We start from the raw sequence: 21,892 nt of genomic DNA, 5'->3' as shown, positions 1-21,892 counted from the left end.
GAAGGTCAAAGATGCCGCCAATCGCCGAGCTGATCCAACAGGGCAACATCAATCTCTGGCTGTTCATTCCGTCCGCCATCCTGTTGGGCGCGCTGCACGGGCTGGAGCCCGGGCACTCCAAGACCATGATGGCGTCTTTCATCATCGCCATCCGCGGCAGCATAGGCCAGGCGGTGCTGCTGGGCTTGTGCGCGGCCTTGTCGCATTCGCTGATCGTCTGGCTGCTGGCGGCGCTGGCGCTCCAATACGGCAATCAGTTGATCGCCGAACAGGCGGAGCCGTATCTGATGCTGTTTTCCGCCGTAGTGGTTTTGGCGGTGGCGGCCTGGATGTTGTGGCGCACCCGGCGGGACAATCTGGCGGCGCGGGCCATGCGGCGGCCGCCAAACGGTGGCAGCATGATAGACACCGGTCATGGTTTGGTCGAGGCCTTGCTTCTGCGCGAGGACGGTCTGCGCGTGGCCTTGTACCAGTACGGCGCCGGCCTGCGACGGCTGAAACCCGATGGGCGCGGCTTGGCGCTGGCGTGGCAAGGCGAGGGGAAGGCCGGGGAACTGGCTTTTGAAACTGAGGGGGAGTATCTGCTCAGCCCGCGCTTGCCGGCCGGGGCGATGGCGAAGGCCTTGCTCCTAAGCCATGGCGGCCACGTTCATCGCTATCCCGTGCGTTTCGCGCCGGCGGCGGCCGGCGCCGAGGGAGCGGGGACGTATCGCCGGGCGGTGAGCGCGGGGCCGGCCAAGCCGGCGCGAAGAGCGACGGCGACGCTGCCCGCGTATCAGGACGCGCATGAACGCGCGCACGCCGAGCACATCCAGCGGCGCTTCGCCGGCAGGAAGGTGGGTAATGCGCAGATCGCCTTGTTCGGCCTGACCGGCGGGCTGATACCGTGTCCGGCCTCGGTGACCATTTTGCTGCTATGCCTGCATCTGAAGCGCTTCTCCCTGGGCGCCACCATGGTGGCGTCGTTCAGCCTGGGGCTGGCCTTGGCGCTGGTCAGCGTCGGCGTGCTGGCGGCCTGGGGCGTGCGCCAGGCGGGCGCCCGTTTCGGCGGCCTGGGCGAGTGGGCGCGGCGCGCGCCCTATCTGTCCGCCGGTCTGATGTTCCTGGTGGGCTTGGCGATGGCCGCGCAGGCCGCGCGCGGCCTCGCCGCTTAGCGCTTGTTCAAGGTCTGCTGCGCTTCGTGGGCGCGGCGCGGCCCAGGTAACGTCCCAGCCAGCGGTCTTGTTCCCACAGCATGTGCAATATCGATTCGCGAGCGCGGTAGCCGTGGCTTTCCGCCGGCAGGGTCACTAGCCGCGCAACCGCGCCCAGGCCTTGCAGCGCCTGGTATAGACGCTCGCTTTGCAGCGGGAAGGTGCCCGGGTTGTTGTCCATTTCGCCGTGGATCAGCAGGAGCGGGTCCTTGATCTGATTGGCGTAGTTGAACGGCGACATGGCTTGATAAACCTCTTTGGCCTGCCAGAAATTGCGTTCCTCCGATTGGAAGCCGAAGGGCGTCAGCGTGCGGTTGTAGGCGCCGGAGCGGGCGATGCCGGCATGGAACAGCCGGGTGTGCGCCAGCAGATTGGCGCTCATGAAGGCGCCGTAGGAATGGCCGCCGACGGCGATGCGGGCCGGGTCGGCCACGCCCAGGCGCACCACTTCGTCCACCGCGGCCTGGGCGTTCATTTTCAGCTGCGGCAGATAGCTGTCGTTCGGCTCTTTCTCGCCTTCGCCGACGATGGGCATGCCCGGATCGTCCAGCACCGCGTAGCCGCGCGCCAGCATGGCCAGCGGTCCCCAATAGCTGATCCGATTGAAGCGGTAGGGCGATTCCGTCACCTGGCTCGCCGCGGCGGCGGTTTTGAACTCGGTGGGATAGGCCCACATCAGCAGCGGCAGCGGGCCGTCGCGCTTGGCCTCGTAGCCGGGCGGCAAATAGAGGGTGGCGGTCAGCGCCACGCCGTCGGCGCGCCGGTAGCGCAGCAGTGTCTTGGCGACGTCCTTCAATTGCGGCGTCGGGTGCGGCACATGGGTCAGCGCCAGCGGTCCGGACGCTTGCCCCAGCGCCAGACGGTAGAGATTGGGCGGCTGGCTGACGGATTCGCGGCTGAGCAGCAGGTCCCGGCCTGCGTCGTCCAATAGTGCGGCCGGTCGTTCGAACCAGGGCGCTTGCGATTGCCATAGCCGCGTGGCGCGTTTGTCGTCCAGCGCGTAGCGGTCGACGAAGGGACGGTCGCCTTCGGGGCCGGCGCCTTCGCCCAGCAGATAGATGGCCTTGCCGTCCGGCGTGGTTTGCAGCACGGATTGTCCGTTGGCGTTGCTGATCATGGCCGCCTCGCCGGGGTCGCTGTAGCGGTCTTCCGATTTGCGGCTGCTCAGCAGTTCCGGCGGCCGGTCCTGGTCGGGGCGCGCGCGCCAGACTTTCAGTTCACGGCTTTTCCACCAGTGTTCGCGCACCAGGGCCAGGTCGCCGCGGCCCCAGCGGACGTCGGCGAAGCGGCTGGCCAGCCGCTGCAGCTGCCGCGGCGCTTGCTGGAAGGGCGCGGCTTGCAGATAGAGCGCGTCGCGCTCGGCGGCGTTTTGTCCGGGGTCGCCGCCGTCCAGCGCTTCGACCCAAAACAGGCTGGCCGGCGCGTCGGCGCGCCAGGCGATTTCGCGCGGGCCGGTTTCCACCGCGTCGTTGCCGGAAGGCATGCGTTCCAGCAGCGGCCGCTGGGTCACGGTATGCGCGATGCGGCCTTGCCGGTCCAATACGTCGACGCGCTTGGGGAAGCGGGAGATCGGCACCAGGCCGGAGTAGGGGCGTTGCAGGCGGGTGGCCAGCAGGTATTGGCGATTGGGCGAAGCGCTGACGCCGAGATAGCGGTCGGGCTGGCCGATGGGGCTGAGCTTGCCGTCCAGGCTGAGCAAGGCCAATTGGCTTTGCAGCTGGTAGTCCAGCAGGTCGGCGTCGTAGGGGGTCTTGAGCAGGTCGGGATAGGTCCGGGTCTGGGACGGCGCGCCACCTTCGCTTTGCTGGATATTGGGGCCGCTCGGAGCCTGGGGCGGCCGCGGCGCCGGGCCCTGTTTCGCCGGCACGCGCTTGATCAGCAGCTGTTCGCCGAACCAGGCGAAGCCGGGGCCGGTGGCGGCGTTGAGGTGGACCTCGCCCAGCCGGCGCGCGCGGGCGTCGGCCACGTCCAACAGCCACAGCTCCACGCCCTTGGCGCCCCATAGGCTGAAAGCCACGCGGCTTTCGTCGGCGGACCAGGCGCTGTCGGCGATGCGGGCCCCGGCGGGCAGGCCGCGCACCGCGCGGCTGCGGCCCTGTTTCACGTCCAGCAGGCTTAGCGCGTTGCCGAAGTCGAAACGGCTGGCGGCGCGCATGGCGGGGTTCAGACGCAAGCCGGCCAGCTTGAGTTCGGGCTGGGCGACGTCGGCGATGCCGGGCAGACCGGGGCGATGGATTTGCAGCAGGGTCCGGCGCTTGGGGCCCAGGCTTTGCAAGGGCGGGCGCGGCGCGTCCACCAGGGCGCGCAATTCGGCGGGCGGGGTCTGATAGCCCTGTTCGGCGGCGCTTGACGGCGCAGCGGCCAGCAGGCCGGCGATCAGCGGCGCGCCGGCCAGCAGCGGAATACGAGGGGGCATGCGGGGCTCCTGTGAGGGATGGCGGGCAAGCGGAAAAACTTGCCCTAGTCTCGCAGGAGCGTCAAGGCGCGCCGCGCGCGGGCGGCGGAAGGCGCGAGCGCCCTAGAGCGGCGCGGGAACGCTAAGTAGTTCTTTTTGTTGCGGATTGGCCGGCGTCACCGGGTAGTCGAAGAACTGCAGCGTCAGGCCGCCGCCGTCCGCGCTGAAGCGGGCCGGGAAGCCCAGCGGCAGCGTGGTCTTGTCGTGGACATGACCAAAAGGAATGCCTGTCAGCACCGGAACGCCGGTCAGACGGCGGATTTCCGCCAGCACCGCGTCCAGGGTGTAGCCGGGGTCGTAGAGGTCGACCTGGCGGCTCATATTGAAATCGCCGATGAAAATGGCGCGCTGTTTGGCCAGCACGCCGGCCAGATGCAGCTGCTGCAGCATGCGTTCGATGCGGTAGGGCTGTTCGGCGACGTCTTCCAGGAACAGCAGGCCGCCCTTGATGTCCGGCAGATAGGGCGTGCCGACCAGGCTGCTGAGCACGCTGAGGTTGCCGCCCCAGAACACGCCTTCGCCGCTGGCGTTATGGCGCTGCGGCGCGTCGACGCGCAGCTGGCGGTTGGCCGTGGTGGTGGTGGTCAGGAATTCGTTGAGGGTGAAGGCGCTGGGTTGTTTGGCGCCGAAGTCGCTGACCATGGGGCCGGCGAAACTGCCCAGCCCGCCCTTGGCCAGCAAGGCCAGCTGAATGGCGGTGAAGTCGCTGTAGCCGATCAGCTGGCTGCCGGATTCGCGCAGCAGCGGGCAGAGCCGGCCGTAGTCGATGTGGGGCAGCAGCCGCGTGGCGCCGTAGCCGCCGCGGCCGGCCACCAGCAGCTGCGGCGCGCTGCGGCGCGAGATCAGCTGATTGAGGTCGGCCAGCCTTTGCGCGTCGCTGCCGGCGAAGCGCTGATGGCGGCGGTCCAGCGCCTGGACGTTTTCCAGCTGATAGCCGGCCAGGCGCAGCCGCTCCACGGCTTGCTGCTTTTGGCGCGCGTCCGGCAAGGGGCCGGAGCAGGCGGTGAAATAGAGGCTGCTGCCGACGGCTGCCGGCGCGGGAAGGGATTGGTCAACCATGGTGCGACATCCTTGCAAGAGGCCAAGGCCGGCGCTGAGCGCGCCCATCTGGAGTAGTTGGCGACGAGAGTATTGAATGCGGGCAGTCATTGAATCCGGGGCCGAAGGGCCGGTGCAAACGGGGTTCGACAGCGCGAGGCTGCGTGAGTTGCGTCAGTATACGGCAAACGCCGCGACGGCGCAGAGCGCCGCCGCCGGCGTCGCCGCGCTCAAGCCAGCAGATTGGCCAGGCTGGAGGTGGATTGCTGCATGGCCGACAGCTCGCTGTTGAGCGCGGTGTATTCGTTCAGCAGCGAGCTTTTCTCGTTGGCCAACTGGTTGTTGAGCTGAGCCTGCAGATTGGTTTCGTCGTTGATCTTGACGTTGATGTCGCCCTGATCGGCGGTGATCATGCCGTTGGGGCCCAGCAGATTGTTGATAGCGGTGTTGAAGGCGTTGGCGTAGCCGTTGTTCTGGGCGTTGCCGAACAGATTGGCCACCGCGCCGGGATCGGCGTTCAGCGCGGTGGTGAAGGCGCTGGAATCCAGTTTCAGCGTGCCGTCCGCCTGCTGGGTGATGCCGACCTGGGCCAGATAGGCGTAAGAGGAGGAGGCGTTGACGCCCGGCACCGGCGTGCTGAGCAGGCCGGACAGCTGCTCTTGCAGGCCGATGACGTCGCTATTGTTCTTCATGCTGCCGTTGAGGGCGGCGTTGCTGGCGCTGATCACCTGGTTGTAGGCGCTGACGAAGGTTTGCAGCGTGGAGGTGACGTTGGCGGTGTTCTGGCTCATGTTCAGCGTCACCTGGCCCAGCTTGTTGAGGTTGACGGTGGCGCCGTTGATCACATTGCTCAGGGTGTTGCTGCTGCTGGACACATTGACGCCGTTGACGGTGAGCAAGGCGTCCTGGGCCGCCGCGGATTCGCCGGCGGCCGCGCTGCTCTGGCTCAGGCCGGCCAGAGTGTTGCCGGACGCGGCGCCGCTGTCGCTGCCGCCGGCGGCGATGCTGAAGGCGTTGGCGGGGCCGGATTGCGCGGAGGCCAGTACCAGCGAGAACTTGCTGTTGTACTCCACCACCGAGGCGTTGACGCCGATGCCGGCGCTATTGATGCTGTCGGCGATGGAGGACAGCGAGACGGCGGAGCCGTTCTGGCCCAGCTGCACGGTGCTGGTGGTCCCGTTGACGGTGAAGCTCAGCGCGCCGGGCGCGCCGGCCAGCGCGGCGTTCTGGTCGGTGATGGCTTGCCCGCCCGAGGTTTGGTCGAACACCAGTTGTCTCGGCTGGGCCAACTGGGTGACGTTGAGCGCGTAGTTGCCGGCCACGCCGCCGCTGGTGGCGCTGGCGCTGGCGATGGTGTTGTCGGTGGAGGCGATCTGGAATTGCTGCAGAAAGCTGCCGGAGGCCATGGCGGTGGAGGCGGTCTGCAGGCTGGACAGCGCGGAGCTGATCTGGCCGATGGAGCTGAGCTGGGACTGATAATTGCTGACCCGGCTCTGGCTTTGGGTCAGCGGTTGCGAGTCCACTGCGATCAGCTGGCTGACAATGCTTTGCACGTCCAGCGGCCCTACGCTGGTGGTGATGGATGCCATGACGACGCCTCCCTGGCGCGCCGCTGCCGCTGGCGCGCTTGTCTTGCGAGAAAATCAAGCGTTGTGGTCGTTGCGTGTTCCATCACGGGGCCGCCGGCTGCCAGCCGGCGGGGGAATACTGTCATGTTATCGGCCGTTTGGCCGTCAACTTTAATCCCCGGCCCGACTCTCGCAATAACGCGGGCCGGGCCGGGCGGTTGACGGCCCTGCGGCGGCTCAAGAGTGGTTTTTGAGCTCGGCGGCGGGGTCCGCGGCGGCGTCTTCCTGCGCGACGGTCTTGGGCGGCAGGAAGAAGGACAGCGGCGCGCTGAGGAAGCGCTTGAGCAGCATCGGCACCAGCGGCCACAGCAGGCTGCCGGACAGCTTGCGCGAGCGCAAGGCCACCCACAAAGCCAGCGAGAAGCTGACCGCCAGATTGGTCAGGCCGATCAGCGCCACGCCGGCGCAGCCGAGCAGCACGGTGGCCAGGGGCAGCTGGAAGTCCTGCGCCACGGTGGCGAAGGCCAGATTGGCGGCGGAGAAGGTGATGTGGCGGATATCGATGGGCAGGCCGAGGATGAAGCCTATGGTGCCGGTCAGGCCCAGGAACATGCCGAAGTAGAAGTTGCCGGCCAGCGCGCCCAGATTGTGTTCGATATAGTTGCCCAGTCTCCAGGCGCGGTTTTCGCCCAATAGCCGCTTCAGCCCGGCGTGGGAGGCGATGCGCTCAGGGATGCGGCGGTAGATCGCCTTGTTGTCGTAATAACCGGCGATCAGGCCGGACAGGAACAGAAACACCCCGGCGATGGCGGCGTGAGGCAGCGCCAGGCTGTGGATGGGGTCGATGTCGTGCAGCAGGCTTTGCGCCTTGGCCACGTCCACCACCGGCGCGCCGAAGGCGGCCTGCCAGGCGAAGGCGATCAGGCCGGCGGTGGGGATGGCCAGCAGCACATTGCCGAGGATGGCGACGAACTGGGTGCGCATCACTTTGACCACCAGGTCGGCCAGGTCCTCCAGCTGCTTCTTTTGTCCGTTGTTTTCGTGCAGCACCGCGGCGATGCGCGCGGCGGTCATCGCCGGCTGCTTGGTGGCGATGGTCAGGTGCAGGATTTGCACGATGATGAAGCCGATCGCGTAGTTGAGGCCGAAGGCGATGCCTTCCCACAGCGGCGGCAGGTGGCCGCGGCTGAGCATCAGCTTGATCAGCGCCATGAAGCCGACGATGAGGCCGGCGCCCATCGCCGCCTTGGCCATGGCGGACCACTCCTTGCGGCTTTCCGCGATGTAGTGCTCGCCGTGGCGGCCGGCGTGCTCGGTGACTTGCAGCGCCAGCAGCTCCACATTGGATTTGAACAGATCGCGCAGGCTGTATTTGCGGTTTTCCGCGCGCGCGAAGGTGACGATGAGCTGGAACAAGTGCGGTTCCGCGGCCGGGTCGTGTTCCGGGTCCAGGATGGCCAGCAAGGCGCGGATGCGGGCGATGCTCTGCGCCAGCCGCAGGCCGTGGTAGGTGAGGTTGACCGAGATGCCGAAGCGGCGCGCGTTCTTGCGCACCTTGTTGAGTATGCTTTCGCACTGGTCCAGCAGCACCAGCACGTGCTTGTCGTCCTCGGCGCGCGGCAGGCCCTCGATCAGATCGCGGCGGTAGCCGTCGACGTAGCGCTGCACTTCGGCGTTCAGATTGAGAAACGGCGATTCGAAGCGTTCGATGTCCGGATTGATGCGCACCAGCTCCGGCTCCAGGCCGATGGCGGTGATCTGGGCCGACAGCACTTGCACCGATTCCAGCAACTGCAGCCGAGTCTGCTGCCAGCCGTCGGCGTTGTCGTTCTCCTGCCAGGCCATCGCCCGCCACAGCGCGTGCCAGGTGGCGTCGGGGATGGCCGCCAGCCAGATGTAGTCCTGCTTCCAGCTGAACAGCCGGCTGAAGCGGTCCTGCAGCGAATCCGCCTTATAAGGCATGGGCAGAATGCGTTCGCCGACGCGTCGCAGCAAGGTGGAGCCGAAGCCTTCGTTGGCCAGGATGCCGCATTCGGTGTACAGCGGAATCTGCCGGGTTTCGGTCAGCAATTGCAGCAGCGCCTTGCGCAGGGCCGCGCGGTATTCGGCATGGTGTTCCAGCAGATAGGACAGCGCCTGCAGATTGACGACGGCTTGTTGCGGCTTGCCGGCGTCGTCGGGGCGCAGGCACTGCAGCAGCGCGGACAGGGCGTCGAGCTGGGCCGGCGCTTGGCTGATCTGGCGCAAGGCCTGCTCCAGGCTGGGGGACTGATTGTTTTCGCTCATCTAGGGTGCTGGTTAGGGGGCTAGTGGGTGATGGGGGCGCGATTCCGGCCCATGACCTTAATGGTAGGCGCAAGCGGGCTGATTTTCCGACGCGGCGCGGATGGCCGGCGGCGCGTGGAATCGGCATCGGGGTTTAGAGATGGGGACGATTGATTCAGTTTCCAGCTTTGCTTGCAAAATCGCGCAATTGACACCTTACTGACCAGTAAGTAGAGTGCTTCGCATGACTCAAGGCCCAGATCCCAAGACCGACACCCGCAAGCGCATCCTGGACATCGCCGAGCAATTGCTGCTCAGCCGGGGCTTCAACGCTTTCAGCTACCAGCACATCAGCTCGGAGCTGGGCGTGCGCAACGCCGCCATTCATTATCACTTCCCCAAGAAAAGCGATCTGGGCGTGGCCTTGATCCAGCGTTACCGCCGGCGTTTCCAGCGCTTCATCGACCAGCAGGCGGCGCTGGATCCCCAGGCGCAGCTGGAGGCGTATTTCGGTCTGAGCGACAGCTATTACCGGCAGCACCGGCAGATCTGTCCCAGCGGCATTCTCAGCACCGAATTCCTGACGCTGCCGGAGGAAATGCAGCGGGAAGCGGCGGCCTTCATCGACGAGATGCGGTTGTGGGCGGTGGACATCACTAGGCGCGGCGCGGCCAGCGGCCAGATGCGTTACGCCGGCACGCCGGAGGCCATCGGCATGATGCTGTTCTCCGCCTTGCAAGGGGCGCTGCAGCTGGCGCGCATAGATCAGCACGCGCTGGAGACCATCAAGCAGCAAGTGCGCGCGGTGCTGGGCCTGGGCGGGCATTGAGTGCCGGAATCACGACAACAACAGAGGGGCGCTACATGGAGTACAAGAAAAACAGCATGAGCCGCATTGCCGACAAAGTGGGCAAGTTGCCGGCGGGAATGCGCAGCACGGTATTGAGCATGATGTTCGGCAAGATCGTGCCGTTTCTGTCCACCGCGGGCCTGCGTTTCGAGGAGGTGGGCCATCAGCGTTTGACGGTGTCCATCCGCAACCGCAAGAAGGTGCAGAACCACATCCGCGGCGTGCACGCCGCGGCGATGGCCCTGCTGGCGGAGACCTCGACCGGCTTCGTCGTCGGCATGAATATGCCGGACGACAAGCTGATGCTGCTCAAATCGATGAAGGTCAACTACGTGCGCCGCTCGCAAGGCGATATGCGCGCGGTGGCCAGCCTGAACGCGGAGCAGATCCAGCTGATGCACGACACGGAAAAGGGCGAGGTGCTGGTGCCGGTGCTGGTCACCGACGAGTCCGGCGAATCGCCGATCGAATGCGAAATGCTGTGGGCGTGGATTCCCAAGAAACGTCCGGAACAAGGAGCGGCGGCATGATCAATCTGGAAACGATACGGATCGAGCTGAACGAACACGTGGCCTTGATCCGCCTCAATCGCGCGGACAAGGCCAATGCGCTGAACCAGCGGATGTGGCAGGACTTGCGGGCCGCCTTCGAGTGGCTGGACGACACCCCGGCCGCGCGCGTGGGCGTGCTGGCCGGCGAGGGGCGTCATTTCTGTTCCGGCATCGACCTGGGCATGCTGATGGGCGTCCAGGCGGAGATCGCCGACGACTGCGAGGCGCGCAAGCGCGAGAAATTGCGCCGTCTGATCCTGGATCTGCAGGGCTGCGTCAATAGTCTGGAGCGTTGCCGCAAGCCGGTGATCGCCGCGGTGCACGGCGCCTGCGTCGGCGGCGGCCTCGACATCGCGCTGGCGGCGGATTTCCGCTTCGCGGCCGCGGACGCGGTATTTTCGGTGCGCGAGATCGACGTCGGCATGGTGGCGGACGTGGGCTCGCTGCAACGGCTGCCGCGGGTGGTGGGCGAAGGCCTGGCGCGCGAGCTGGCCTTGACCGGCCGCGACGCGACGGCGGAAGAAGCGTTGGCCATCCGCCTGGTCAACCGCGTGCTGCCGGATGCGGACGCGGTGCTGGCGGCGGCGCTGGAATCGGCGCGGCTGATCGCCGGCAAGTCGCCGCTGGCGATGCGCGGCTGCAAGGAGGTGCTCAATTACAGCCGAGACCACTCGGTGGCGGACGGCCTTGAATATGTGGCGAACTGGAACGCGGCGATGCTGATCTCCGAAGACATCCAGAAGGCCGGCATGGCCATCCTGACCGGGCACGCGGCGCAGTTCCGCGACTGAGCGAGGCTTGTCTCGCGGGTTTCCAATGGCGCCTTAGGGCGCCATTGTTCGTTCTTGGCCCCGTTCACCCGCCGCCGCGCTTCGTGAGCGGCGGGGCGCAAAAAAAGAGGCGCGGAGCGCCTCTTCGGTTCAAGCGGTAGGACTGGGCTTACTGGGCGGCGCTGGCGGCCGGCGCGGCGGCGGCTTCGCCGCCGACGGTGGACACCACTTCCCACTTGCCGCCCTTGACCTGGTACACGGTTACCGCGCCGTTCTTGATGTCGCCCTTGTCGTCAAAGGCGATCTTGCCGGTCACGCCGGTGTAGCCGGTCTTGCCCACTTCGGCCAGATAAGTTTTGGGGTCGGTGGATTTGGCGCGTTTCATCGCGTCCACCAACACCATCACCGCGTCGTACTCATACGGCGCGTAGATCTGCACCTCGGTGTTGAATTGCTTCTTGAACTTGTCGTTGAACGCCGCGAAGCCCGGCATCTTGTCGCGCGGCACGCCGCAGCTGGACGCGTACTGGCCGTCGGAAGCCTCGCCGGCCAGCTTGATGAATTCCGGCGTCTGCCAACCGTCGCCGCCCATCAGCTTGGCCTTGAGGCCCAGGCGCTGCATCTGCTTCGCCAGCGGGCCGGCTTGCGCGTCCATGCCGCCGTAGAAGATCAGGTCCGGCTTGCTGGCCTTGATCGAGGTCAGAATGGCGTTGAAGTCGGTGGCGGTGTTGGTGGTGAACTCGCGTTTCACCACTTCGGCGCCCTTGCCCTTGACCGCGGCCTCGAACTGATCGGCCAGGCCCTGGCCGTAGGCGGTGCGGTCGTCGATGATGGCGATCTTCTTGGCTTTCAGACCGGTGGCGGCGAATTCGCCCAGCGCGCGGCCTTGCTGCACGTCGTTGGCGATCACGCGGAAAGTGGTCTTGAAGCCTTGCTTGGTGTAGTCCGGGTTGGTGGCGGACGGAGAGATCTGCGGAATGCCGGCGTCGGAGTAAATCTTGGACGCGGGGATGGTGGTGCCGGAGTTCAGGTGGCCCACCACGCCGGCCACGCCGGCGTCAACCAGGCGCTGCGCCACTTGGGTGCCGATCTTCGGGTCGCCCTGGTCGTCTTCCGACACCAGTTCGAATTTGAGCTTCTTGCCGCCGATCTCCACGCCGGCGGCGTTCAGGTCGGCAATGGCCAGCTTGGCGCCGTATTCATTGTCCTTGCCCAGATGGGAAATCGGACCGGACATCGGCGATACCTGGCCGATCTTGACGACGGCGCCGTCGCCTGCGGCTTGAGCCGGGCCGAAGCCGCCTGATTGGCGGCCGGTTGCTCTTGCTTGCCGCAGGCGGCCAGGGTCATGGCGGCAGCGGCAATGACGCTGAGGCGGACATATTTGTTCATGTGATGTATCCCCTGATTCTCTATTCTGTAGACTCTAGTCATCTCTTTGTGGCCAACGGTATTTGGTGAAAATGACCATTGGTTGCGTTTGATTATGGGTAGCTGTTTGCGCGAGTGTCAATGTCAAAACCGGGGAGGGGTGCAACTATTTGTAAACTTCTTGGGTAATGGTGTGTCTAAAGCGCAAACGCCACCTGGAATAACTGCCAGGTGGCGTTTCTTGTTTTTCAAGTTTTTGAATTTAAACGACTTGTTCGGATTTTTGCCGGCAGTCCGGTTTCAGGTTTTGGCGCCCAAGGCCTTGGCCCGTTCCTGGCGCAGCGGGGCGTTTTCCTCCGGGGCCTCGCACCATCCCGCCAGATTCTGTTTGATCATAGTCGAGATTGCGTGAATCCATTGCGGGTTTTCATTCAAACACGAAATGTATCGATATTCGCCGCCGCCATGGCTGAGAAAGGTCTCCTTGCCTTCCATCGCGATTTCTTCCAGCGTTTCCAGGCAATCGGCGATAAAGCCGGGACAGAGAATATCCAGCTTGCCGGTCTTGTCTTTGCCCAACTGAGCCAATACTTCGCTGGTATAAGGCTGCAGCCATTCCGCGCGGCCGAAACGGCTTTGGAAACAGACTTGGTACTCCTGTTGCGTCAAGCCCAGCGCTTCCGCCAATAAGCGTCCGGTTTTCTGGCATTCGCAGTGATAGGGGTCGCCCTTGTCGCGGGTGAAGCGCGGCACGCCGTGGAAGCTCATCACCAATTTGTCGCCGCGGCCGTGTTCGCGCCAATGCGCGCGCACTTGTTCCGCCAGCGCGCGGATATAGCCGGGGTCGTCGTGGAAATGGCGAACGGTGCGCAGTTCCGGCATATTGCGCAGCTTCATCAGCGCGCGGAAGACCTGATCCAAGGCGGTGGCGCTGGAGGAGGCCGCGTATTGCGGATACAAGGGCAGCACCAGCAGCCGTTCCACGCCTTGTTCGCGCATGCGGGCGATCACATTTTCCACCGAAGGCTCGCCGTAGCGCATGGCGAAGTCCACCACCAGATTGCGCAAGCCCATCTCGCCCAACTGGCCCTTGATCAGCGCCGCCTGTTTGCGGGTGTGGGTGTAGAGCGGCGAACCGTCCTTTTCCCAGATCGCCGCGTATTTCTTGGCGGATTGGGCCGGGCGGGTGTTCAGGATCACGCCATTGAGGATCAGCCACCAGAGCGCGCGCGGGATTTCGATCACGCGGCGGTCGGACAGGAATTCTTTCAGGTAGGGGCGCAGCGCCTTGGCGGTGGGCGCTTGCGGCGTGCCCAGATTCATCAGCAGTACGCCGGTCTTGGGCGCGTAGTCGTGACGAAACGGGGGTTCGGGCTTGAAATCCGCCATGCGGGACCTCTTGGTTGAGGCCGGGCGGCATGGCGCCCGGCCGGGTTTGGTGGCTTGTCTTAGTCTTCGCGGGACGGCGCCAGCACTGCGCGGTTGCCGTTGCTTTCCATCGCCGAAACCAGGCCGGCGGACTCCATTTGCTCGATCAGCCGCGCGGCGCGGTTGTAGCCTATGCGCAGATGACGCTGCACCGAGGAGATGGACGCCTTGCGCGTCTTGAGCACGATGGCGACGGCTTCGTCGTAAAGCGGGTCGGCTTCGCCGTCGGATTCGCCGTCGAGGCCGGAGGACGCGCCGTCGTCGCCCTCGCTTTGGCCGGTGAGAATGCCTTCCACATAGTCCGGTCCGCCGGTGCTTTTCAGGAACTCCACCACATGGTGGACTTCCTCGTCGGCGACGAAGGCGCCGTGCACCCGCACCGGGTAGCCGGTGCCCGGCGGCAGATAGAGCATGTCGCCCTGGCCCAGCAGGGTTTCCGCGCCCATCTGGTCCAGAATGGTGCGGCTGTCTATCTTGCTGGACACCTGGAAGGCGATCCGCGTCGGGATATTGGCCTTGATCAGGCCGGTGATCACGTCCACCGACGGCCGCTGGGTGGCCAGGATCAGATGGATGCCGGCGGCGCGCGCCTTCTGCGCCAGCCGCGCGATCAATTCCTCGATCTTCTTGCCGGCCACCATCATCAGGTCGGCCAGCTCGTCGATCACCACCACGATCAGCGGCAGGGTGTCCAGCGGTTCAGGCGTTTCCGGCGACAGGCTGAAGGGGTTGGGGATCTTCTCGCCGGCCTTGTCCGCGTCCTTGATCTTCTGATTGAAGCCGGCCAGATTGCGCACGCCCAGCTTGGACATCAGCTTGTAGCGGCGTTCCATCTCCGCCACGCACCAGTTCAGCGCGTTGGCGGCCTGTTTCATATCGGTGACCACCGGGGCCAGCAGATGCGGAATGCCTTCGTAGATCGACAATTCCAGCATCTTGGGGTCGACCATGATCAGCCGCACTTCCTTGGGCGTGGACTTGTAGAGCAGGGACAAGATCATCGCGTTGATGGCCACGGACTTGCCGGAGCCGGTGGTGCCGGCCACCAGCACGTGCGGCATCTTGGCGAGGTCGGCGGACACGGGCTGGCCGGCGATGTCCTTGCCCAGCGCCATGGTCAGCCGGGAGGCCATGTTCTGGTAGCCGTCGGAGCCGACGATTTCCGACAGACGCACGATCTGGCGTTTGGGATTGGGCAGCTCCAGGCCCATATAGGTTTTGCCGGGAATGGTCTCCACCACGCGGATGGATACCAGGGACAGCGCGCGCGCCAGGTCCTTCATCAGGTTGACCACCTGAGCGCCCTTGACGCCCACCGCGGGCTCCACCTCGTAGCGGGTGATCACCGGGCCGGGATAGGCGGCCACCACTTTGACGTCGACGCCGAAGTCGGCCAGCTTGCGTTCGATCAGCCGCGAGGTGTATTCCACCGTGTCCTGCGATACCGGCTCCTGCTGCTCCTTGGGCGCTTCCAGCAGCGTCAGGCCGGGCAGCGCGCCGTCCTTGGGGTCGGCGAACAAGGAGTGCTGCACCGGCTTTTGCGCCTTGGTGGACAGCGGCACGTCCAGCACCGGCGGTTCGATGCGCAGAGGGATTTTCTCTTCGTTCTTCTTTTTCTCGGTGGTGATCTTGGCTTCGCGCTTCTGCGCGGTTTCCTTGCCGATTTCCCTGTCCTTGCGCGCCTGCCAGCTGTGCCACAGCTTCAGGGCGCCGTCTTCCAGCGCGCCGCCCAGGCGTTCCATGATGTCCAGCCAGGACAGGCCGGTGAACAGGGAGAAGCCGATGGCGGCCAGCACGCTGAGCAAGAGATAGGCGCCGGACAGGCCCAGGCCGTGGGCGATGCCTAGGCCGATGAAATGTCCCAGCATGCCGCCGGCGGACAGCGGCAGATTCAGCGCTTTTTCGGCTAGGATGATGGCTTCAATGCTGGCGCTGGAAAACAGCAGCAGCAGAAAGCCACCGATGGCGGCGACGGTGATGGGATTGAGCTTGAAGCCCAGGGTTTCCATCCGCTGATAGCCCCAGGCGATGGCCACCAGGCAGAACACCACCAGCCACCAGGCGGACAGGCCGAACACATAGAGCAGCATATCGGACAGCCAGGCGCCGAAAGCGCCGCCGTAGTTGCGCACCGTGGGGTCGGAAGAGCTGTGGGACCAGGAGGGGTCGAGCGGGGAGTAGCTGGCCAGCACCAGCACCAGATAGACGGCCAGCACGGCCATCAGCAGCCACCACGCCTCGCGCAGCAGCGAGGCCAGCTGCGGCGGCAGCGGCGTCTGGCTGTTTTTGACTACGGCTTTGCGCTTGAAAAGTCGCATTTTTCTCTTGTTCGGCTATGACTGTCGCTGATTATAGCCTGACACGCCCGGTTTAAGCGTGTCGGAATGTATTCAGTTCCGCTGACAAGACTTGATGGCGTTCCCTATTGAAACGCTTAGCGGGGATACAGCGCGCCGAGCACGCGTCCGCCGGCGGCGCCGGTCACTTCCGGCAGGTTGCCGGCCAGGCGGCGCAAGAAGCGCCAGCCCAGCCAGGCGAAGGCGGCGGCCTCCACTTGGTGCTCGGGCAGGCCCAGCGCGGCGGTGCCGGCGATGGCTTGCTCCGGCAGCAGCGCGGCCAGCCGGCGCATCAGCGCGCCGTTGCGCGCGCCGCCGCCGCAGACGAAGACTGTCTGATTGCCGGGGCAGTGCAGGGCGATGGCCTGGGCGATGCCGCGCGCGCTCAATTCCAGCAGCGTGGCTTGCACGTCCGCGGCGGGCACATGGCGGCCCAGCAGCTTTTGCTCCAGCCAGGGCAGGTCGAACAGATCGCGTCCGGTGCTCTTGGGCGGCGGCAGACGGAAGAAGGGTTCGTCCAGCAAGGCCTGCAGCAGCGAGTTCTCCACCGCGCCCTGGGCCGCCCACTGGCCGTCGGCGTCGTAGGGCCGGCCCTGATGACGCAGGCACCAGGCGTCCATCAGCATATTGCCGGGGCCGCAGTCGAAGCCGACCACCGCCTGGCCCGGATGCAGCCGGGTCAGATTGCTGATGCCGCCGATGTTCAGGATCACGCGGTTTTGTTCCGGCGCGCCGAACACCGCCTGGTGGAAGGCCGGCACCAAGGGCGCGCCTTGGCCGCCGGCGGCCAGGTCGCGGCTGCGGAAGTCGGCGATCACGTCGATGCCGCTCAGTTCGGCGAGGCGGGCCATATTGCCGATTTGCCAGGTGTAGCCGGCGTCCGGCGCGTGACGTATGGTCTGGCCGTGGCTGGCGACGGCGGCGATGTCGGCCGGCTTCAGTCCCTCGGCCGCCAGCAGGCCGTTGACGGCCTGAGCGTAGAGTTCGGCCAGTTCATTGGCCAGCCGGGCGGCGCGGTCCAGTTCGTTGTCGCCGATCGCCTGCAGCGCCAGCGCCCGTTCGCGCAGCCGCGGCGGGTAGGCGACGAAGTGGTCGGCTTCCACGCTGGGCGCGCCCTGTTCGTCGAAGCGCACCAGCACGGCGTCGACGCCGTCCAGGCTGGTGCCGGACATCAGTCCGATCAAGCGTTCATTCATCAGTCTAGCAATGCGATATTGGTGGGCAGTTCGCGCAGCAGTTTCAGGTGCGCGGTCAGCGATTGGTTGCCGGATTTGAACTCGGCCAGCTGGGTGGCGCTCAGGCCCGGGGTCGGCAGCGCGTTGGTGGCCGGGTCCACCGCCTGGCCGTTGATCCGCACTTCAAAGTGCAGATGCGGGCCGGTGGAGCGGCCGGTGCTGCCGACATAGCCTATCACCTCGCCGGCCTTGACGCTCTTGCCGGAGCGGGCGCCTTGGGCGAAGCGGCTCATGTGCGCGTACAGCGTGGTCATTTTCTGATTGTGGCGGATTTCCACCATATTGCCATAGCCGTTTTGACGCTCCACCTTGACCATGGTGCCGTCTGCCGGGGCGATGATGGGGGTGCCGGTGACGGCGGCGTAGTCCACGCCGGAATGCAGGCGCAGCGAGCGCAGGATCGGGTGTTTGCGGAAGCCGAAGCCGGAGCTGATGCGGGCGTTGGCCACCGGCTGGTGGCTGAAGCCCTGTTTGATCGGCTTGCCTTGCGCGTCGTAATAGGCGCCGGATTCGCTGTCGTGGGCGAAGTAGAACGCCTGGTGCAGCTTGCCGGAGCGCTGGATTTCCACCGCCAGCAGGTTGCCGGCGGCGATGGGCGCGCCGTTGTAGAGCAGGGTTTCGTACACCAGATTGATGCGGTCGCCCTTGCCCAGGGAGTTGATGTTGAACTGATCGGCGAAGATTTCCGTCAGCTGGGCGCGGATGTCGCGCGGCACCTGGGCCTTGGCCAGCGCGGCGCCGACCGAGCGGGTGATCAGCAGCGAGCGCACCGTCTGCACCGCCTCGGTGGCGATCGGGTCGGCGCTGGCCTGCCATTCGCCTTTGACCTTTTCGATGGCCACCAGCACCTGTTCGCCGTTCTCGTCGTCATTGAGGAAGCGCAGGCCGAAGAGTTCGCCCAGATCGTTGGTTTGCACCGACAGCGTGGCGCCGGTCTTCAACTTGAGCAGGTCCTTGGACAAGGGGCTGGAGTGCAGGAAGCGGTTGGCTTCGCTGTCGCGGATGCCCAGCCGGTTCAACACGCGGGCGATGGTGTCGCCTCGCTGTATCGCCTCGTCCCGCCAATAACGGGTGCCGCTCTCGCTGAAGCTGAAGGCGGGCAGGCTGAGTTGTTCGGTCACTTCTTTTTGCTGGATGTCCGCGGCGGCGGGTTGGGCGCCGTTCTGAGCCACGGCGAAAGCGGTGGCCATGCCGAACAAGGGCAGGGAGGCGGCCGCGCCGATCAAGCTCAGATGGTGGTTCATCAGCTTGTGGAAGCATTTTTGCGGGATATGTAGCAGTTTGCGATAATCCATCGTTCACTATAAAAGGCTGGCCATGAGCCAACCTTATGTAAATTCCGTATTTGCCAATCACAGGCCTTGCGGCCGCGTCTCAACATTTGGGGAGCTTGCGCGGCATAAGTTCCTGTGCAAACTGTAAATTATAGCCGCGATTCCGGATGCTATCCGCCTGATTTCGCCGGGCGTCCATGCCAGGGCGTTTTTGCAAGGCTTTGATATTACTTCGATCTTGTCATCCATGTGTAGCGATAAATGAAATTGACATTGTTGTTGCCCGGTCTGCTCTGGCTGGACGGCCACGACGGCGCCGATGTGTGCAAGGGCCTGGATTTGCCCGCCTTGCAGCGTCTGCTGGGCCAGGGCGAACGCGTCGCCAGGCCGGCGGCGCTGAGCGAACTGTTGACCGCGCCGTGGCGCGGCTCCGCGGCGGGTCTGGCGCGGCTGCGGGCGCGCGGCGCCGGCTTGCCGGCGGAGCGGGGGGACTGGCTGCTGGCCGATCCGGTGCATGTGCGCGTGGACCGCGACCGCGCCTTGCTGGCCGATATCGGCGTGATGAGCTTGAGCCAGGCCGAGGCCGAAACCCTGGCCGACGCGGCGAACCGTCATTTCGCCGACGACGGCTGGCGCATCCACCCGCTGGAGCCGGGCCGCTGGCTGCTGCAGCTGGACGCGCCGGCCGCCGCGAGCTTCAGTCCGCTGCCGGACGTGGTGGGCGAGGACATCAACGCGCATTTGCCGCAGGGCGAGCGCGGCCTGGACTGGAGCCGGCTGCTGAATGAATTGCAGATGCTGTTGTACGCCCATCCATTGAACGACGAGCGCGAGGCGCGCGGCGAACTCGGCGTCAACAGCCTGTGGCTGTGGGGCGGCGGCGCGGAGCCGGGCTGGCGCGCGCCGGCCGAGCAGGTGTTCGCCGACGAGGACTGGCTGGGCTGGATCGCCGCCGAGGCCGGCGAACCCTGCTTGCCGGCGCCTTACGATTTTTCCGGCTTCGTCGACCAGGCCGGCGGCCGCGACAGCCTGCTGGTGCTGGACGCGCTGCAGGCGGCGGCGCAGTACCGCGACGTCTGGGGCTGGCGCGAAGCGCTGCAGCGCCTGGAGCGCGACTGGTTCGCGCCCTTGCTGCAGGCGCTGCGCCAGGGCCGGATCGATAGCCTGGTCTTGCGCGCGCACGGCCCCGAGGGGCTGGAGCTGAGGGCGCGCCGCAACGACCTGTGGAAATTCTGGAAGCGGCCGCTGCCGCTGTCCGCCTTGTATTGAGAAAACATGTCCCAAATCGTTTCCCGAACCATTCCCGCCGACACGCATGAGCAATTGCTGCGCCAGGGCCTGAGCCCGCTGATGGCGCGGCTGTACGCCGCGCGCGGCATCTGCGACTGCGCTGAGCTGGATTACGGCCTCAAGGCCTTGCTGCCCTATCAGAGCCTGAAGAACATCTTGCCGATGGCGCGCCGCCTGGCCGACGCCATCGCCGGCCGGCAACGGCTGCTGGTGGTGGCCGATTACGACGCCGACGGCGCCACCGCTTGCGCGGTGGCGGTCAAGGGCCTGTCCATGCTGGGCGCGCGCGTCGACTTCATCGTGCCCAACCGCTTCGAATACGGCTACGGCCTGACGCCGGAGATCGTTGAGCTGGCCGCGCGCCAAAGCCCGGACATCATCGTCACCGTGGACAACGGCATCGCCAGCGTGGACGGCGTGCTCGCCGCCAAGGCGCGAGGCATCGAGGTGCTGGTCACCGATCACCACCTGCCGGGCGACACCCTGCCGGAGGCGCTGATCGTCAACCCCAATCAGCCGGGCTGCGAATTCCCGTCCAAGAACCTGGCCGGCGTCGGCGTGATGTTCTACGTGCTGATGGCCTTGCGCGCCGAAATGCGCCAGCGCGGCGTCTTCGACGAGCGCGGCCAGCCCAATCTGGGCGAACTGCTGGATTACGTGGCGCTGGGCACGGTGGCCGACGTGGTGCGGCTGGACCAGAACAACCGCACCCTGGTGGAAAACGGCCTCAAGCGCATGCGCGCCGGCCGCATGGCGCCGGGCATCGCCGCCTTGTTCCGCGTCGCCGGCCGCGCCCATTACAAGGCCAACACCTTCGATCTGGGGTTCACGTTGGGCCCGCGCTTGAACGCCGCCGGCCGTTTGGACGACATGAGCCTGGGCATCGCCTGCCTGCTGTCCGGCAACGAGGAGCAGGCGCAGCGGCTGGCGCAGCAGCTGGATCAGCTCAACCGCGAGCGGCGCAGCATAGAACACGGCATGCAGGACGAGGCGCTGGCGGCGCTGTCCGGCATCGACGCCGACAACCGCTATACGCTGACCCTGTTCCGCGACGACTGGCATCAGGGCGTGGTGGGCATCGTCGCCTCCCGGCTCAAGGAGCGCTTCCACCGGCCGGCCATCGTGTTCGCGCCCGGCGACAACGGCGAGATCAAGGGCTCGGGCCGCTCGATTCCCGGCTTCCATCTGCGCGACGCGCTGGACCTGGTGTTCAAGCGCCATACCGGTCTGATCCTCAAGTTCGGCGGCCATGCGATGGCGGCCGGCCTTAGCCTGCGTCAATCGCGCTTTGACGAATTCCAGCGCGCCTTCGAGGCGGTGGCGCGCGAACTGCTGGAAGAACGCCACCTGACCCGCACCATAGAAACCGACGGCAGCCTGGCGCCGCGCGAATTGAACCTGGCGTTCGCCGAGCAATTGGCGGCCGAAGTGTGGGGTCAGGGCTTCCCGGTGCCGTATTTTCACGACCGTTTCGCGGTGATGAGCCAGCGCGTGGTCGGCGACAAGCACCTGAAGCTGCGGCTGGCGCGCGACGGCGAGGAGTTCGACGCCATGCTGTTCAATCAGGTGGAGTGGCTGCCGGACAATGTCGACGCGGTCTACCAGTTGATCGCCAACGAGTGGCAGGGCCGCAAGGAACTGCAAGTGTATTTGCAGCACTGGGCGGCGACGTGAGTCGGCCGGAGGATTCGCGGCGGCTGGTGCTGACCGGCGGTCCGGGCGCCGGCAAGACCGCCTTGTTGGAAGCCTTGCGCACCGTCGGGTTTTCGGTGATGGACGAGGCCGGCCGCGCCGTCATCCAGGATCAGGCGTTGATCGGCGGCCGCGCCTTGCCCTGGGTGGACCCCGGCGCTTTCGCCGAGGCGATGCTGGCCTGGGAGTTGCGCAGCCTGCGGCTGGCCGAGGGTTTGCCCGGGCCGGTGTTCTTCGATCGCGGCCTGCCCGATGTCTTGGGCTATCTCGATGTGCAGGGCTTGCCGATACCTGCGCATATGCAAGCCGCCGCCGAGCGGTTTCCCTACCATCGCCAAGTGTTTTTGCTGCCGCCGTGGCGCGAAATCTTCATTCAGGATCAAGAGCGCAAGCAAAGCTTTGCCGAGGCGGAGCGCACTTGCGCCGCGATGGAGCGGACGTATCGGCGTCTGGCTTATCAAATCATCGAAGTGCCGCCGGCGCCCTTGGCCCAGCGACTCCGCTTCGTCATCGAACAATCGCGGCTTGGTCATGGAGAGCCGGCCAGCCAATTTAAGGCTTCATGATGGAAATGTT

At 65.8% G+C, this 21,892-nt stretch carries 15 protein-coding genes and 1 pseudogene; 7 read left to right on the top strand and 9 right to left on the bottom strand.

Annotated features, from left to right (window positions below):
- Positions 1–11: 11 nt before the first annotated feature.
- Positions 12–1,154, top strand: a complete 1,143-nt coding sequence (locus HQN78_RS07285; RefSeq protein WP_235088792.1) for a sulfite exporter TauE/SafE family protein — start codon at positions 12–14, stop codon at positions 1,152–1,154.
- Positions 1,155–1,161: 7 nt separating this feature from the next.
- On the opposite strand, the gene HQN78_RS07280 is transcribed toward HQN78_RS07285, so the two are convergent.
- The 4 genes from HQN78_RS07280 to HQN78_RS07265 form a co-directional block, all read right to left on the bottom strand.
- Entirely contained in the window at positions 1,162–3,609 is a 2,448-nt protein-coding gene (locus HQN78_RS07280) for an alpha/beta fold hydrolase (RefSeq protein ID WP_235088791.1), read from the bottom strand.
- A gap of 102 nt (positions 3,610–3,711) precedes the next feature.
- Positions 3,712–4,707, bottom strand: a complete 996-nt coding sequence (locus tag HQN78_RS07275; RefSeq protein ID WP_235088790.1) for an LD-carboxypeptidase — start codon at positions 4,705–4,707, stop codon at positions 3,712–3,714.
- 209 nt (positions 4,708–4,916) lie between these two features.
- Entirely contained in the window at positions 4,917–6,275 is a 1,359-nt protein-coding gene (gene fliD / locus HQN78_RS07270) for a flagellar filament capping protein FliD (RefSeq protein ID WP_107799201.1), read from the bottom strand.
- Between the two features lie 216 nt (positions 6,276–6,491).
- The gene (locus tag HQN78_RS07265; protein ID WP_235088789.1) at positions 6,492–8,540 is read right to left on the bottom strand and encodes a site-specific recombinase; all 2,049 of its coding nucleotides are present in this window, start codon (positions 8,538–8,540) and stop codon (positions 6,492–6,494) included.
- Between the two features lie 223 nt (positions 8,541–8,763).
- On the opposite strand from HQN78_RS07265, the gene HQN78_RS07260 reads away from it, so the two are divergent.
- Genes HQN78_RS07260 through HQN78_RS07250 form a run of 3 tightly spaced genes read left to right on the top strand, consistent with a single transcriptional unit; the run spans position 8,764 to position 10,711 of the window.
- Positions 8,764–9,348: a TetR/AcrR family transcriptional regulator gene (locus HQN78_RS07260; protein ID WP_107799199.1), complete on the top strand. Its 585-nt coding sequence runs from the start codon at positions 8,764–8,766 to the stop codon at positions 9,346–9,348.
- Positions 9,349–9,404: 56 nt separating this feature from the next.
- Positions 9,405–9,899 (top strand): DUF4442 domain-containing protein, encoded by a 495-nt coding sequence (locus tag HQN78_RS07255; protein ID WP_227108215.1) that lies wholly within the window; start codon positions 9,405–9,407, stop codon positions 9,897–9,899.
- Complete coding sequence (locus HQN78_RS07250; protein ID WP_199225860.1) at positions 9,896–10,711, top strand: crotonase/enoyl-CoA hydratase family protein; 816 nt, start codon at positions 9,896–9,898, stop codon at positions 10,709–10,711. Before HQN78_RS07255 ends, HQN78_RS07250 begins: the two co-directional genes overlap by 4 nt.
- 148 nt (positions 10,712–10,859) lie before the next feature.
- Here HQN78_RS07250 and HQN78_RS07245 read toward each other — a convergent pair.
- The 5 genes and pseudogenes from HQN78_RS07245 to HQN78_RS07225 all read right to left on the bottom strand — a co-directional run bounded on the left by HQN78_RS07245 (position 10,860) and on the right by HQN78_RS07225 (position 18,355).
- Positions 10,860–12,082 (bottom strand): annotated as a pseudogene (locus HQN78_RS07245) (branched-chain amino acid ABC transporter substrate-binding protein).
- Positions 12,083–12,361: 279 nt separating this feature from the next.
- Positions 12,362–13,450 carry a ferrochelatase gene (gene hemH, locus HQN78_RS07240; RefSeq protein WP_107799198.1) on the bottom strand — a complete coding sequence of 363 codons (1,089 nt, stop codon included), beginning with the start codon at positions 13,448–13,450 and terminating at the stop codon, positions 12,362–12,364.
- Between the two features lie 59 nt (positions 13,451–13,509).
- A complete protein-coding gene (locus HQN78_RS07235; RefSeq protein ID WP_235088788.1) occupies positions 13,510–15,807 on the bottom strand; it encodes a DNA translocase FtsK in 2,298 nt (765 codons plus the stop codon).
- A gap of 116 nt (positions 15,808–15,923) precedes the next feature.
- The gene (locus HQN78_RS07230) at positions 15,924–17,021 is read right to left on the bottom strand and encodes an anhydro-N-acetylmuramic acid kinase (protein WP_235088786.1); all 1,098 of its coding nucleotides are present in this window, start codon (positions 17,019–17,021) and stop codon (positions 15,924–15,926) included.
- Positions 17,021–18,355 carry a peptidoglycan DD-metalloendopeptidase family protein gene (locus HQN78_RS07225; RefSeq protein ID WP_107799195.1) on the bottom strand — a complete coding sequence of 445 codons (1,335 nt, stop codon included), beginning with the start codon at positions 18,353–18,355 and terminating at the stop codon, positions 17,021–17,023. The genes HQN78_RS07230 and HQN78_RS07225 overlap by 1 nt, the downstream gene beginning before the upstream one ends.
- Positions 18,356–18,595: 240 nt before the next feature.
- Between HQN78_RS07225 and HQN78_RS07220 the strand changes: the two genes are divergently transcribed.
- From HQN78_RS07220 to HQN78_RS07210, 3 genes are read left to right on the top strand one after another with little or no spacing between them, the layout of a single operon-like run.
- Entirely contained in the window at positions 18,596–19,603 is a 1,008-nt protein-coding gene (locus HQN78_RS07220; RefSeq protein WP_235088784.1) for a hypothetical protein, read from the top strand.
- Positions 19,604–19,609: 6 nt separating this feature from the next.
- Positions 19,610–21,298 (top strand): single-stranded-DNA-specific exonuclease RecJ, encoded by a 1,689-nt coding sequence (gene recJ, locus HQN78_RS07215; RefSeq protein WP_235088783.1) that lies wholly within the window; start codon positions 19,610–19,612, stop codon positions 21,296–21,298.
- Entirely contained in the window at positions 21,295–21,882 is a 588-nt protein-coding gene (locus HQN78_RS07210) for an AAA family ATPase (protein WP_235088782.1), read from the top strand. The genes recJ and HQN78_RS07210 overlap by 4 nt, the downstream gene beginning before the upstream one ends.
- Positions 21,883–21,892: the final 10 nt, after the last annotated feature.

The sequence above is a fragment of the Chromobacterium sp. Beijing genome (assembly GCF_021496765.1).
GTDB lineage: Bacteria > Pseudomonadota > Gammaproteobacteria > Burkholderiales > Chromobacteriaceae > Chromobacterium.
This window is presented reverse-complemented; position numbering and strand designations above follow the sequence as displayed.

Excerpts from the sequence above, each read along its gene's own strand:
- HQN78_RS07255 (WP_227108215.1), top strand. The coding sequence starts at position 9,405 with ATGAGCCGCATTGCCGACAAAGTGGGCAAGTTGCCGGCGGGAATGCGC.
- HQN78_RS07235 (WP_235088788.1), bottom strand. The coding sequence starts at position 15,807 with ATGCGACTTTTCAAGCGCAAAGCCGTAGTCAAAAACAGCCAGACGCCG.
- HQN78_RS07265 (WP_235088789.1), bottom strand. The coding sequence starts at position 8,540 with ATGAGCGAAAACAATCAGTCCCCCAGCCTGGAGCAGGCCTTGCGCCAG.
- HQN78_RS07220 (WP_235088784.1), top strand. The coding sequence starts at position 18,596 with ATGAAATTGACATTGTTGTTGCCCGGTCTGCTCTGGCTGGACGGCCAC.
- HQN78_RS07275 (WP_235088790.1), bottom strand. The coding sequence starts at position 4,707 with ATGGTTGACCAATCCCTTCCCGCGCCGGCAGCCGTCGGCAGCAGCCTC.
- HQN78_RS07260 (WP_107799199.1), top strand. The coding sequence starts at position 8,764 with ATGACTCAAGGCCCAGATCCCAAGACCGACACCCGCAAGCGCATCCTG.
- HQN78_RS07225 (WP_107799195.1), bottom strand. The coding sequence starts at position 18,355 with ATGGATTATCGCAAACTGCTACATATCCCGCAAAAATGCTTCCACAAG.
- recJ (WP_235088783.1), top strand. The coding sequence starts at position 19,610 with ATGTCCCAAATCGTTTCCCGAACCATTCCCGCCGACACGCATGAGCAA.
- HQN78_RS07280 (WP_235088791.1), bottom strand. The coding sequence starts at position 3,609 with ATGCCCCCTCGTATTCCGCTGCTGGCCGGCGCGCCGCTGATCGCCGGC.
- HQN78_RS07250 (WP_199225860.1), top strand. The coding sequence starts at position 9,896 with ATGATCAATCTGGAAACGATACGGATCGAGCTGAACGAACACGTGGCC.
- HQN78_RS07230 (WP_235088786.1), bottom strand. The coding sequence starts at position 17,021 with ATGAATGAACGCTTGATCGGACTGATGTCCGGCACCAGCCTGGACGGC.
- fliD (WP_107799201.1), bottom strand. The coding sequence starts at position 6,275 with ATGGCATCCATCACCACCAGCGTAGGGCCGCTGGACGTGCAAAGCATT.
- HQN78_RS07285 (WP_235088792.1), top strand. The coding sequence starts at position 12 with ATGCCGCCAATCGCCGAGCTGATCCAACAGGGCAACATCAATCTCTGG.
- hemH (WP_107799198.1), bottom strand. The coding sequence starts at position 13,450 with ATGGCGGATTTCAAGCCCGAACCCCCGTTTCGTCACGACTACGCGCCC.